The sequence below is a fragment of the Pseudomonas sp. B21-023 genome (genome assembly GCF_024749165.1).
GTDB lineage: Bacteria > Pseudomonadota > Gammaproteobacteria > Pseudomonadales > Pseudomonadaceae > Aquipseudomonas.
The window spans coordinates 997,436-1,010,408 of sequence record NZ_CP087190.1; the positions used below are offsets into that span (position 1 = coordinate 997,436).

Consider the following 12,973-nt stretch of genomic DNA (forward strand, 5'->3'; position numbering starts at 1 on the left):
GGTCGCCTCACTGGCCAGCTTGCGCGGTGTGCTGCGCGGGGCTGGCGAAGTTGTTGCGTTTGCAGAGTTTGGCTTCGACTTTCTGCGTACCGCTTTCTGGCCCTTGTACCTCCAGGGCGAGCAGGTTCTGGCCTGCCCAGTCTTCGTCCTCGCGCATCTGGAAGACAAAGCGCCCGTCGGTGTCGGAGGTCTCGGGCTTCTCGATCTTGATGTCCTCGTGGCGGCCGTTGAGGTACCACAGGGTGGCCTGCAACACCTTCACCGAGGTGTCCTCGAACTTGATGTCGAGCTGGTGGTTGCGGTTGACCAGGTCCTTGATCACGCCGTTCTTGCCATTGACCATCAGCTCGTTCTTGCCGGGCTTGAGGGTGGCGCTGGCGCTCATCTGCGCGGGACGGTCGTCGCAGCCGTCGTCGAGCAGGCCGAGGATCTGCCGCCAGATGGTTTCCTGGTCGAGGCGGTAGAGCGGGGAGAACTCCCAGACCAGGATCTTCGGCGGGTTGTTCTGGAATTCCTCGCTGCCCAGGTACTGGATCATCGAGCCTTCCAGGCCGCCCCCGGGGAAGGCGACGTTGAGCACATCGGCGCCGATGTACTGCTCGAGGAAGCCCGAGAAGTTGTAGTTCTTGCCGCTGTGGCTGGTGCCCACCAGGGTGATCTGCGCGTTGCCCGAATCGCCGAACAGGTCGTCGCCGCCGGCGGCGCCCTTTGGTTCGGTGGCGAACTGGTCCATGTACTGCACCGCATAGCTGGTGCCGCACAGCTGGCCGGCGACGTTGTGCAGGGTGCCGGTCTTGCCCATGCGCCCGGACTTCCTGGTCTCGAACTCCTTGCGCGGGATGCCTTCGAAGGCCGGCATCTTGTGCACCGTGTCGGCCACGATCTTCGCCGCGCGCTCGGCGCCGTAGGGCGTCCAGTGCTGGTCGCCGCGGAAGTAGAAGTCCTTGCCCTGGTCGGCGGCGGCCAGTTGCTCGTTGGTCAGCGGCGACAGGTCGGGCACGTTGTAGCCCATCCTGGCGAAGCGCTGCAGCATGGCCTGGTAGTTGCGCAGCGCCTTCTGGTAATCGAAGGCGGCCTTTTCCTCGGGGTTGAGCATGTTGCGGTTCACCAGGCCGCGGGTCGGCTGGTACACCACCACCAGCTCGACACCACGCTTCTTGAAGGCGTCGTGCACCTGCTGCAGGCGCTTGTAGCCGCCTGGGGTGGTGTCGAACTCGGTGCGCAGGTCCTCACGGGTACGGAACAGCCAGTCGCCCTGGGCTTGCACCAGGGTGGTGAAGTTCTGCTGGTAGCGCGTGGTGTAGCGGCTGGCGTCGTGAGCCTCGGGGCATAGCTGGCAGCACGGTTCGGCGCTGAAGGTCGGTGCCTTGACGTCTTCGGCGCGCACGCCCTGGCTGATGGCCAGGAGGGCGGCGGACAGGCCCAGCAGTTTCATCAGGTGTGGAGTCATGGTCTGGGCTTCCTTAGTCGATCATTTCGGTCTGGCGTTCGACCGGGTCGATCAGCACGGCCTTCTGCTGGCGCACCAGCAGGTCGAGGATTTCGTCCTGGCGCTCGCCAAGCACGCCGTTGAAGCTGATGCCGTTGGCCTTGCGCGGCATCAGCATCGACACCTTGTACAGCTCCACCGACAGCGGCGAATCGATCGACAGCGGGCCCGAGCCGTTGGCCGCCAGCTCGCCGCCGACCACGATCAGCGACACCTTGGTGTCGAACGGGTCGAGGGCGATGTCGCGGTCGGTGTCGGACAGGTCCTTGATGTGGCCGTACACGCCCACCAGGCCGTTGGCCATGGCGACGTTCTCGTACAGGCGGATGTTCACGCTGTTGCGCACGCGGATGCCGTGGCGGCGGTTGTTGATCAGCTTGTTGCCCCAGATCAGGTTGTCACCGCTCTCGTACAGGGTGATGCCGTCGGTGTGGTTGCGGTAGATCTCGTTGTAGGCGATCAGGTTGTTGACGCTGTTACGGTCGATCACCACCCCCGAGAGCTTGTTGTCGTAGCTCTTGTTGTTGATGATCCAGCTGTCGTTGACCTCACGGGAGACGATGATCCCGTGCTTCTTCTTGGTGCCGTACACGGTGTTGCCGGCGATGATCAGGCGGTGCGAGCGGTCGTGGGGGTCGATGCCGTAGACGATGTTGTCGCGGTAGGTGCTGTCCTTGACCACGAAGTCGCTGGTCTCGTAGCAGTAGAAGCCGTACCACATGTCGCTGAACTCGGAACCGATGATCCAGCCGGTGGGTTCCGGGCGGCCCATCTGCTTGGCCATGTTCGGCGTGTACTGCGAGATGCTCACGCCATAGGACTTGGATTTGGCGTAGCCGAAGCTGGCCATCTTGCTGTTGACGATGTAGGTCTCGGTGCCGCCCCAGCTGAGCAGGAATGGGCGGAATTCGTCGGGCTTGCGGAAGGTCGCCGGGCCATTGGCCTGCTCGCGCCATCCAGTGACCTGGGTATCGCTGACGAACAGCTTGCCGTCGTTGACGATGAACGAACCGCCTTCTTCGGACAGGCGCAGTTCCTTGACCTTGCCGTCGATCTCCAGCACGCCCTTGCGCCCGACCACGATCGGCAGGCGCGCCAGGTATACGCCCGGCGCGGTTTCACGCAGGTACTGGCTGGGGACTTTCTTGCTCAGCTCCACCAGGTCGACGTGGCCGTCATCGACGAAGATCGCCTGGGGAATGCCGTGCTGGCGGCGGACCCATTCGGCGCCCTTGTTGTCGCCGCCGATGAACTCCTTGAGGGTGTCCTCCTGGAGCATGCGGCGCACGCTGACCTTGCCCTTGTGCCGGCGGTCGATCTTCTGCTGCACGGCCTGTGCGGTGTAGCCGGACAGGTCGGGCAGCTTGGGCGGGTCCATCTTCAGCGGCTCGATCGGCGCGCTGGAGACGGTATAGGTCTTGGCCTGTTGCAGCCCTTTGGCCATTTCGGGCTCGGCGGCCTGGGCAAGGCCGCCGGCCAGCAGCAGGGCGCTGGCGAGCAGGCTGTGGCGAAGGTTCGGGTGCAGGTTCATGGCTATCCTCTCCCGGCCTCAGTAGCGCCAGATCACGTCGACGAAGGCGCGGTGCATGTACGAGTCGGCTTCTTTGCCGTAGGCGTCGCCCGGCTTGAACACACCGGCGCGCAGGCGCACCAGGGCCGACGGTTCGTCGATCGACTGGCTGATCGAGGCCGGCAGCAGGCCCTGCTTGAAGTACTTGGTCACGACCACGTCCATTTCCTGGCCGAGGTCTTTTTCGCCCTGCACCAGCGGGCGGCTGATGCCACCGTCGTCGACCACCGCGTTGATGCCGCTGGAGCCGATGTTCTGCTTGCCGTCGACGCGCCAGAACTTGTGGTAGATGAAGCTGGCGTCGTAGTCGTCGCGCAGCTGCCAGGAGGCGAACAGGGTGGCCGCCTGCAGGTTGCCCAACTCGCCGCGGAACGCCTCGCCGAAGCGGTGCACGCGCGAGCGGGTGCCGGTGAAGTTGGAGCGGTTGCTCTCAAGGCCGGTCTGCTCGAAGTTGTTCGAGCCGTCGCTGCCACCGCCGCCGCTGCCCCGGGCGTAGGCCGCGCCGACCTGCCACTGCGGGTCGAGGCGCAGGCGGATGCCGAGGTCGGTGGCCCAGGCGTTGACGTCGCCGCTCTGCTTGCCGGTGGCGACCTGATCGTTGCCGACTGCCTGGCTGCTGAGGGTGTCGCGGTCGCCGGTCAGCCAGGTGACGCTGCCCCAGTAGTTGACGGTGTGGTCGTTGCGCCAGTTGTAGGCGTCGCTGTTGGCCTCCAGACCCAGCCAGGTGAGGTCGCCGGTGCGGGTCTTGTCGAGGGCGTCGACGGTTTCGCCGGGGCGCTTCAGGCTGCCGCCGTCATGGCTGTGGTGGGCACGCAGGCCAACCCAGTGGCCGGGTGTCCATTGCGTGGCAACGTTGCCGTAGACATGGGTGCGGTCCTTGTCTTCGGGGGCCAGCTCGGTGAGGTCGGTGCGGTATTCGCTGAAGCGCTGGGCAACGCCGAGGTCGGCCTTGAGCAGGGTGGTGTCGAAGGTCCAGTTCAGCGCCTCGATATTGGTGTCGCGCCACATGCCGTCGTCGCTGCGCAGGCGCTGGCGGCCGAAGCGCAGCTGCTCGCCGGGGTAGGGGGTCAGGCCGCTGTAGCCGATCCAGAATTCGCGCATGGCCAGGTAGCTCTTGTCCGGCTTGCGGCTGTCGTCGCCGTTGTCGCTGGTGGTGCCGTCGTCGTTCTGGCGCAGGGTGTCGGTCTCGATGATGTCGGTGGCGGCCACCGCCTGGCCCATGGCGAAGGCGCTCCAGTTGCCGCGCTCGCCGTACACCCAGGGACGCAGGTCAAGGCCGAGGCCGTTGACATCGCCGCCGGAGCGGGTGCCGAGGTCGCGGTCGTCCTCGGACTGGCCGGTGATCTTCACGTCGAGGCCGAAGTTCTTCTGCGCGGTCTCGGCGGCCAGGGTCGGCATCGACCACAGCAGGGCGAAGCCCAGGCCGATGCCGGCTTTCACGAAGGGGTTGAGCGTCATAGCGAGTCCTCGGCGTCTACTTCTTCTTTCTCGTCCTGCAGCGCTTCGATGGCCAGGGTGCTGTTGGCGCCCTGGGCCATGCTGCCGCGCGCCTGCTTTTCCTGCGCCAGCAGGGTTTGCGCCTGGCTGCGCTGGTCGGGCGTGAGCTGCTGGTCGAGCTGTTGCAGCAGTTCGGCCGACTGTGGGGTCGGGTTGGCCTGGGAGAGCTGCGCGAACACCCAGGCATTGGTCGGCGCCGGGCGGATACCGTGGCCTTCGCTGAACAGCTGGGCCAGGGCGTAGTCGGCGCTGTTCTGGCCACCACGGGCGGCGGCGAGCAGGTGGTCGACGGCCTTTTGTGGCTCGACCTGGCCCAGGTAGCCACGGCGGTACAGCTGGCCGAGGTAGTAGTCGGCGCTGACCTCGCCGGCGTCGGCGGCAGCCTGCAGGTGCTCCTGTGCCTTGGCCGCATCGGCCGGCACGGTCTTGCCTTCGTAGTACAGGCGGCCCAGCAGCAGTTCGGCGCGTGGCTGCTCGGCTTCGCGGCCCTTGTCGATGTAGGCCAGCAACTGGTCGGTGTCGCCCAGTTCGGGGAAGTCGTAGAGCAGCTGCGCCAGGCTCACCCAGGATGCCGGGTTGGCCGGTGCGACCTGCTCGAGCAGGTCCTTGGCGGTCTTCTCGTCGGTCTGGCCCAGGCTGCGGTCGGCCAGCACGCGGGCGACGCTGTCGACCCGGGTGGCCGGCACGGTGCCGCGGGCATGGGCGGCCTTGAGCTGCTCAAGCAGGGCGGCCTGCTGCTCGGGCTGGGCGCGTTTCTGGTAGACGGTGGCCAGTTCCACGTAGCAGATGTCGGTAGTCGACAGCGCGGCCTTGCAGATCTTCTCCACCTCGCCCAGGTGCTGGTCGTAGGTGCCCTGGGTGCGGTACAGCAGCACCTGGGCCAGGCCGGCTTCGGGATTGCCGGCGGCGCGCCACTGGTCGATCTGTTGCTGGGCGTTGACCTTGGGGAAGCTCTGCGGGTATTGCAGGTAGAGCATCGCCAGCGGGATCAGGGTGTTCGTCTCACCTTGTCGCGCCGCGAGCTTGAGCAGGGTCTCGGCCTCTTCGCGCTCGGCCTGGGTGCTGTCGGGCTTGGCCACCAGCAGGCGGCCGAGGCGCGCCTGGGCACGGGGCGAGGTGGCGGCGGCGGCGCGGTAGGTGGCCTCGGCTTGCTTGAGCATGGCCGGGTCGCGGGTGCCGACCTGGATATCGGCCAGGCCGACCTGGGCGTCGCTGTAGCCGAGGTCGGCGAGGGCCTTGTAGTTGCGTTCGGCGGTGGCGGTGTCGCCGCGCTTGAGCGCTTCGTTGGCCAGGCGCTGGTCGGGCAGGCCGGCGCAGCCGGCCAGGGTAATGGCGGCGGCCAGGGCGCATGCCCCCAGGCGCAAGCTGTCCCTGTGGGAGCCGGCTTGCCGGCGAGAGGCCAGTGCAGGCGCTGCATCCGCTGGGCGAGTGCTGCGCACTCGATCGCCGGCAAGCCGGTTCCCACAGATATCGGGGTGTCTGCTGGTCATTATCCGATCCTCTTACAGCCCGCGGGCCACGGCCTTGTCGATCAGCCAGTTCAGCGACGGGCCACGGTCGCTGTTGACCGAGGCCGGGCGGCCGGCGAGTTCGGCCGGCAGGCCGCCGTCGGGCTTGATCTGCACGCGGATATCGGAGGCCAGGTTGTCGGTGTCCAGGCTCGAGCTGCCGGTGATCCGGCCGCTGCGTACTTCATCCTCGCCGGCGATCTGGAAGTTGACCCGGGTGCCCGGCTTCACTTCATCGAACTGGCGATAGCTGAAGCGCGCCTCGATGGTCGGGGTGCTGGTACGCGGGATCAGCGCGAACACCGGCTGGCCCTTGCTGGCGTACTGGCCGTCATCCACCAGCTGGCGCGAGACCACACAGTCGCACGGGCTGGTAAGGGTTCCGGAGAGTTGCTTGCCGAACAGCTCCTCGACCTTGGCCGGCTCCAGTTGCGAGTCGTCCAGGTGGCCCTTGAGCAAATCGAGCATGCTGGTGTTGAAGGTTGCCAATGGCGCGCCCTTGGCCACGCTCGCGCCGTTTTCCACCAGGCTCTGCACGCTGCCATCGCGGGGCATGGTGACATTGGTGGTGGGCACCGCGACCACGCCGGCCTCGGCATGGCTGACGAAGTACAGGCCATACAGCGACTTGGCGACGAAGCCGAAGGCCACCAGGCCGACCACGAACACCCCGGCGGTGACGGTGACCGCGCGCAGGCGGCCGAAGGCGGACAAGCCCGAGCCCCCGTCCTTCTGCTTGCGCGCCTTGGTGAAATTGTCGCGCTGCAGGGTGCTGAGCACGTCGCCGACGCTGATCAGCTCGCCGGACAGGTGGCTGGTGATGATATGGCGCAGGGTGGCGATGTCGCGTGGCTCCAGGTTCTGGAACTCGGTGCCGGTGCGGCCGGTGTCGCGGCTGCTGGTGCGTACCAGCAGCTCGACGTCCATCGACAGGCCGAGGTTGTCGACCACGAACTGCAGGCGGCCGCGCAGCACTTCGCCTTCGGCCAGGGGCTTTGGCGCATGGAAGGACAGGCCCCCGGCGGACAGGTCGTCAACCTTCACCTCGTGCGGCTCGCGGTTGCCATCCAGGTAGCGCAGTTTGGCGGGAATGCGCACCCGGGCATGCTGGCGCTGCGCTTCGGATTCATGCACGACGTTGACGTTCACGGCGGTATTCATGGCGATATTCGTTCCTGTTATCCGATCCGGGGGCTCACACGACCATGAACAGCACGGCGACGAAGATGCTCGCGGCCGAGAAGGTCATGGTCCGCGAGGACCAGGTGTTGAACCATTGTTGAAAACTTGCGAGGTCGCGCTTGAGGGCAGTGGGCTGGCGGGTCCAGGACTGCTTGTCGAGGCGGAAGAACACGTAGATCTTCATCACCGCGCCGACGATCTGGTTGTAATAGAGAATCAGCGGGTAGGCGGGGCCTACGTTGTGCCCCGAGCACAGCAGCATGATGGTGAGGATCAGGCGGGTGATGCCGATCCACAGCAGGTACACCAGCAGGAACTGCAGGCCGAACTTGAAGCTGGCGATCACCGCCACGGTCAGGCCCAGCAGGCTGGTCCACATCGACACGCGCTGGTCGAGCAGGACGATGCTGGTGAACAGCCCCAGGCGCTTGAGGCCCAGGCCCAGGGCGCGGGAGTTCTGCCGCAGGTTGTTGCCGTACCAGCGGTACATCAGCTTGCGGCTGGCCTTGACGAAGCTTTTCTCCGGCGGGTGCTCCACCGTGTTGATCGCCGCGTCAGGCACGTAGAAGGTGTCGTAGCCCAGGCGCATCAGGCTGAACCAGCTGGACTTGTCGTCGCCGGTAAGGAACTTGAAGCGGCCCAGGCGCCAGTGCATCAGCGAGTCGCTTTCGACGTCGGCGATGAACTCGGGGTTGGTCACCACGCTGGCGCGGAACATCGACATGCGTCCGGTCATGGTCAGCACGCGCTTGCTCAGGGCCATGGAGCACATGTTGATGTGGCGCTGGGCGAAGCGCAGCTTGTGCCATTCGCTCATGATGTAGCCGCCGCGCACTTCGCAGAACTCGTTGGTGGTCAGGCCGCCGACGTTGGGGTAGAGCTTGAACCACGGCACGGTCTTGCGTACCACGCCTTCGGCCAGCACGGTGTCGCCGTCGATCACCGCCACCACGGCGTTGTCGTCCGGGAGCATCCGCGAGATGGCGCGAAAGCCATAGGCCAGGCCATCGCGCTTGCCAGTGCCGGCGATGCGCACGATGTCCAGGGTGACGTGTCCGGGCGGGTTGTACTTGGCCCACAGACTCTTGACCAGCAACTCGTCGGACTTCTCCACCAGCGAGCAGACCACCGTGGTGGGGAAGCCGCAGTCGATCGCCTCGCGGATCACTGAGCTGTACACCTGGGCAGTGGTCAGTGCATCGATGCGAAAGCTGGTGACCATCAGGTACACATGCGACGGGTCGGCGGCCTTGCCGAGCTTCTGCACCTTGCGGCGCAGGTATGGGTAGACCAGGTAGAGGAAGATCATGCCGCGGATGAAATGGGTGGCGCCCATGGAGTAGCGCCAGATGCCGACAGCGCCGACCAGGAAGATGAAGTGCTTCGACTGCGAATCGAAGATATCGCTGGGCAGGGCCAGGGCGATCAGCATGAGCAGGCTCATGTAGAGCAGCCAGCCGGCGCACTGCAACAGCACTGTCTGGAACCTTTGCATGTTCGGCATCCGTCGAGAATTCGGGGTGGGGAGGGCGGCGCGCTGGGGAGGGACGCGCCGCCCGACCGGGTTTACCAGCAGATGCCTTCGGTGCGGCTGGTGGTGCAGGTCGGCTTGCTCATGAAGCCGACCAGGTCGATCACTTGCTTGCCGGCCGGTGCCTGTTGGGCCAGGGCGCGGAACTTCTCATCACGGTTGCCCAGCACGATGATGTCGGCGTCGTTCACCACCTGCTCGAAGTTGGCGTTGAGCAAGGAGGACACATGCGGAATCTTCGATTCGATGTATTCCTTGTTGGCGCCGTGCACCCGGGCGTACTCGACGTTCTGGTCGTAGATGTCCAGCTGGTAGCCCTTGCCGATCAGGCGTTCGGCCAGCTCCACCAGTGGGCTTTCGCGCAGGTCGTCGGTACCGGCCTTGAACGACAGGCCGAGCAGGGCGACCTTGCGCTTGTCGTGGCTTTCGATGATGTCGAAGGCGTTCTGCACCTGGGACTCGTTGCTGCGCATCAGCGAGTCGAGCAGCGGCGCCTTCACGTCCAGGCTCGAGGCGCGGTAGGTGAGGGCGCGCACGTCCTTGGGCAGGCACGAGCCACCGAAGGCGAAGCCGGGGCGCATGTAGTACTGCGACAGGTTGAGCACCTTGTCCTGGCAGACCACGTCCATCACATCGCGACCATCGACGCCGACCGCCTTGGCGATGTTGCCGATCTCGTTGGCGAAGGTGACCTTGGTCGCGTGCCAGACGTTGCAGGTGTACTTGATCATCTCGGCCACTTCGATCGGCTTGCGGATCACCGGGGCATCGAGTTCTTCGTACAGGGCTTGCAGGACGTCGCCGCTGGCGCTGTCCAGTTCGCCGATGACGGTCATTGGTGGGTGGTCGTAGTCCTTGATCGCGGTGCTTTCGCGCAGGAACTCGGGGTTGACCGCCACGCCGAAATCGACACCGGCCTTCTTGCCCGAGCAGTCCTCGAGGATCGGGATCACCACGTTCTTGACGGTGCCCGGCAGCACGGTGCTGCGTACCACGATGGTGTGACGGCGGTCGGTGTCGCGCAGCACGTAGCCGATCTCGCGGCACACCGACTCGATATACTCCAGGCCCAGGTCGCCGTTCTTCTTGCTCGGCGTGCCGACGCAGATCATCGACACATCGCTGGCGCGGATGGCTTCGGCGAAGTCGGTGGTGCCACGCAGGCGGCCTTTGGCGATGCCTTGCTGCAGCAAAGCTTCCAGGCCCGGCTCGACAATGGGCGACTTGCCCTGGTTGATCAGGTCGATCTTGGTGCTGGACACGTCCACCCCAATCACGTCATGGCCTCGTGCCGACAGGCAACCGGCACAGACTGCACCCACATAACCCAAACCAAAGATGCTGATACGCATCGCATTCACCTCGTGTGTTTATCACGCCAGCCCTTCAGCGAAGAGCCGACCGGGTTGATTGACCAGCAGTATTCGGGCGTACGGATCCGTGGCGAATTGACACTTCACCGAACGCAGGCATGAATAAATCCGGAGCGCAAAAAGTTATGCACTCAAAGTTGGCAGTCAAAGGCCAATATTTAAAAGGCGTGCCCTGAAATGCAGCCGTCTTTATTGCAAATCGCCATTCGCGAATTGCTGTGCTTGTTCTTTCAAGTGGATAAATCCTTTGAAATCAACCACTAGGACGAATTTTAGGGGCGCTTCTCTCCTGCATGGATAATGGCTTCAGGCACTTCCTGTACCGCCGTTGAAGTTGTGGGGCCGATTGTGAATAGCGGCCCTTTGTCATCTGTAAGTCATTTCTCACGCTCAGCGCTTGAAACTCGTTACGGGTGCTATGAGCCATTGGGCGTAGCAGAAGTTCCTGGGGCGGTTCCGCCACGGTGAAAGATTTCTAAATATTTTTTCAGAGGGAAATACTTTCAATGTGATGGCACGCCACAGTTTCATCCCCGTATATAAAGGGCGAAATCGCAGGGGGATGGTTATATGCCAGCATGCGAAAATATTTTTCAAAAATCGTCAAAAAACTACGAACGGTCTTATGGCGTTTTGCGATAAGGATGTGGCTGATGATTTATTGACGCTGGAATTTTGGCTGATGGCGTTTTGCAGCGTGCCCTGTTGCAGGGCTGATGGGCTCATCGCGGGCTTGCCCCGCGATGAGCTGCAAAGCGGCGCTGAAAAAATCAGCCCTCAGCGTGATCGCGCAGGAATACCAGGTGGTCGGGTTTGGACTGCTCCGCGCTGTAGTAGTAGCCCTGCGCATCGAAGCGCTTGAGCTGCTCCGGGTCGTTGACCCGCTCCTGGATCACGAAGCGGCTCATCATCCCGCGGGCTTTCTTGGCATAGAAACTGATGATCTTGTACTGGCCGTTCTTCAGGTCCTTGAAGTCGACGTCGATCACCCGTGCCTTCAGGGCGCTTTTCTTCACCGCGCTGAAGTACTCGTTGCTGGCCAGGTTCAGCAGCACGTCGTCGCCCTGGTCGGCCAGCGCCTGGTTCAGCCACTCGCTGATGCGCGTGCCCCAGAAGGCATACAGGTCCTTGCCGCGGGCGTTGGCCAGCTTGGTACCCATTTCCAGGCGGTAGGGTTGCATCAGGTCCAGCGGGCGCAGCAGGCCGTACAGGCCCGAGAGCATGCGCAGGTGATCCTGGGCATAGCTGAAATCGTCCTCGCCCAGGCTTTCGGCATCGAGCCCGGTGTAGACGTCGCCCTTGAACGCCAGCAGCGCCTGCTTGGCGTTGGCCGGGGTGAAGTCGGGGGTCCAGCTGCCGAAACGCGCGGCGTTGAGGCCGGCGAGCTTGTCGGAGAGGTGCATCAGCTCGGCGATCTGCGCCGGCGACAGCTCGCGCAGTTGCACGATCAGTTCCTGGGAATCGTCCAGGTACTGGGGCAGGGTGTGGCGCTGGGTCACCGGCGGGGTGTCGTAGTCGAGGGTCTTGGCGGGGGAAATCACCGTCAGCATCGGGTCGGCTCCTGGAATCGTCGGGCGAATTCTACGGGGCTGCCGGCGCAACGCCAAACTATGGCGACGATAGTCAGCGAACATCGCCACAGGCAAGCGGCGGGCGTCGCGTTATAGTGCGCGGCATGCCTTCAAGGAGAATGCACATCGTGCGTATCGCGTTTGCCCTGTTCGCTGGGCTGCTGAGCCTGGGTGCGCAGGCGGCCCCGGCGAATTTCGTCAGTTTCGACCGTGACCTGTGGCCCGAGCAGCTGAACAGCCCGACGTTGTTCGATGTTGCGTCGCGGGCGGAAATCCTGTCGTTTGCCCGGGTGCTGCACGAAAGCGAGATGCTCGACGAGCCGGCGTTGAAGAGCCGCCTTGGCCTGCGCCAGGTCAACCTGAGCGTCGTGCGGGCCGTGCGCGCTCGTCTGTGGCAGCGCCTGTGGACCAGTTATCAACAGGCGCAGCAGAGCTGCGAGCAGGATGCCTCGTTCTGCTACCCGGTTGAGTCCATGGCGGATCTACGCACGCAGGCGGCCGTTTTCGCCGATGATGTCGGCTCGTTCTACACCGAGTGGGTAGAGCCCAGTCATCAGTTCCATACCCGTTACCTGGATGAGCAACTGCGCAAGGCCGCGCTGTTCCCGCAGACCACTAGTGAAGTGGCGAAGCTCTCCGATCGTGAGCGCAATGGCGAGGAACTCAATGACCGGATGTTCCTGCTGACCTTCGTCAGCGGCCCTGCCCCTCAGGGCGGTAGCACCGATGCGCTGGCTGACTACCTGCGTCGGCAGAAGCTCGACGGGATTTTCTTCGTGCTCGGCAATCGCCTGCAGCAACGCCGCGATGCCGGCCCGCTGGGCGATCTGTATGCCGGCCAGTGCGTGGGTATCCAGGGCTGGGAATACCGCTCTCATGCCCAGTGGCAGGATTGGCAGGACTCACTGCGACGCAGCCAGGCGCGGGTGCAGGCCGACTTGGCCGAACAGTATGTACCGTTGTTCCGTCCGCCCTATGGCCAGCGACGCGCCGATGGCGAAGCGTTCCTGGACAGCCAGCAACTGCGGGTTTCTCTGTGGGACATCGATGCCCAGGATGACGGGCCGCTGACCGCCGAGGCCTCGGCGCAGCGGGTGCTGACGCTGATGCTGTTGTGGCGCAAGGGGGTTATCCAGTTCCGTGACGGCTTGCCCAAGGCCCAGCCGGCGCTGGAGTGGTTGTTGCAGCACACGGCCCAGAGCGGGATCGGTTGGGAAGGGTGTCGGGAGTATGCACGGCGGGGGTAGGCAGG

General features: G+C 64.3%; 9 protein-coding genes. 1 reads left to right on the forward strand and 8 read right to left on the reverse strand.

Going from position 1 to position 12,973, the window contains the following annotated elements; all coding sequences use genetic code 11:
• Window positions 1-7 precede the first annotated feature (7 nt).
• The 8 genes from LOY42_RS04595 to yaaA all read right to left on the reverse strand — a co-directional run bounded on the left by LOY42_RS04595 (window position 8) and on the right by yaaA (window position 11,700).
• The gene (locus LOY42_RS04595) at window positions 8-1,450 is read right to left on the reverse strand and encodes an alginate O-acetyltransferase (RefSeq protein WP_102682097.1); all 1,443 of its coding nucleotides are present in this window, start codon (window positions 1,448-1,450) and stop codon (window positions 8-10) included.
• Window positions 1,451-1,463: 13 nt separating this feature from the next.
• Window positions 1,464-3,020 (reverse strand): mannuronan 5-epimerase AlgG, encoded by a 1,557-nt coding sequence (gene algG / locus LOY42_RS04600; protein ID WP_258599919.1) that lies wholly within the window; start codon window positions 3,018-3,020, stop codon window positions 1,464-1,466.
• 18 nt (window positions 3,021-3,038) lie between these two features.
• Window positions 3,039-4,517, reverse strand: a complete 1,479-nt coding sequence (locus tag LOY42_RS04605) for an alginate export family protein (protein WP_102682095.1) — start codon at window positions 4,515-4,517, stop codon at window positions 3,039-3,041.
• The gene (gene algK / locus LOY42_RS04610) at window positions 4,514-6,046 is read right to left on the reverse strand and encodes an alginate biosynthesis TPR repeat lipoprotein AlgK (protein WP_256659246.1); all 1,533 of its coding nucleotides are present in this window, start codon (window positions 6,044-6,046) and stop codon (window positions 4,514-4,516) included. The genes LOY42_RS04605 and algK overlap by 4 nt, the downstream gene beginning before the upstream one ends.
• A 12-nt stretch (window positions 6,047-6,058) precedes the next feature.
• Window positions 6,059-7,225 carry an alginate biosynthesis protein Alg44 gene (locus tag LOY42_RS04615; protein ID WP_110699968.1) on the reverse strand — a complete coding sequence of 389 codons (1,167 nt, stop codon included), beginning with the start codon at window positions 7,223-7,225 and terminating at the stop codon, window positions 6,059-6,061.
• Between the two features lie 34 nt (window positions 7,226-7,259).
• Window positions 7,260-8,741, reverse strand: a complete 1,482-nt coding sequence (locus LOY42_RS04620) for a glycosyltransferase family 2 protein (protein ID WP_173862416.1) — start codon at window positions 8,739-8,741, stop codon at window positions 7,260-7,262.
• A 71-nt stretch (window positions 8,742-8,812) separates the two neighbouring features.
• Window positions 8,813-10,129 carry a nucleotide sugar dehydrogenase gene (locus LOY42_RS04625; RefSeq protein WP_102682091.1) on the reverse strand — a complete coding sequence of 439 codons (1,317 nt, stop codon included), beginning with the start codon at window positions 10,127-10,129 and terminating at the stop codon, window positions 8,813-8,815.
• A 791-nt stretch (window positions 10,130-10,920) separates the two neighbouring features.
• Window positions 10,921-11,700, reverse strand: coding sequence for a peroxide stress protein YaaA (yaaA, locus tag LOY42_RS04630; protein ID WP_046854239.1), 780 nt, complete (start codon window positions 11,698-11,700; stop codon window positions 10,921-10,923).
• Between the two features lie 149 nt (window positions 11,701-11,849).
• Here yaaA and LOY42_RS04635 point away from each other — a divergent pair, with 149 nt between their 5' ends.
• On the forward strand, window positions 11,850-12,968 hold the full coding sequence (locus LOY42_RS04635) for a polysaccharide deacetylase family protein (RefSeq protein WP_139668964.1): 1,119 nt from the start codon (window positions 11,850-11,852) through the stop codon (window positions 12,966-12,968).
• The last annotated feature ends 5 nt before the right edge of the window (window positions 12,969-12,973 follow it).

Coding starts and splice junctions, on each gene's coding strand:
- LOY42_RS04595 (WP_102682097.1), bottom strand. CDS start 1,450: ATGACTCCACACCTGATGAAACTGCTGGGCCTGTCCGCCGCCCTCCTG.
- algG (WP_258599919.1), bottom strand. CDS start 3,020: ATGAACCTGCACCCGAACCTTCGCCACAGCCTGCTCGCCAGCGCCCTG.
- LOY42_RS04605 (WP_102682095.1), bottom strand. CDS start 4,517: ATGACGCTCAACCCCTTCGTGAAAGCCGGCATCGGCCTGGGCTTCGCC.
- algK (WP_256659246.1), bottom strand. CDS start 6,046: ATGACCAGCAGACACCCCGATATCTGTGGGAACCGGCTTGCCGGCGAT.
- LOY42_RS04615 (WP_110699968.1), bottom strand. CDS start 7,225: ATGAATACCGCCGTGAACGTCAACGTCGTGCATGAATCCGAAGCGCAG.
- LOY42_RS04620 (WP_173862416.1), bottom strand. CDS start 8,741: ATGCAAAGGTTCCAGACAGTGCTGTTGCAGTGCGCCGGCTGGCTGCTC.
- LOY42_RS04625 (WP_102682091.1), bottom strand. CDS start 10,129: ATGCGTATCAGCATCTTTGGTTTGGGTTATGTGGGTGCAGTCTGTGCC.
- yaaA (WP_046854239.1), bottom strand. CDS start 11,700: ATGCTGACGGTGATTTCCCCCGCCAAGACCCTCGACTACGACACCCCG.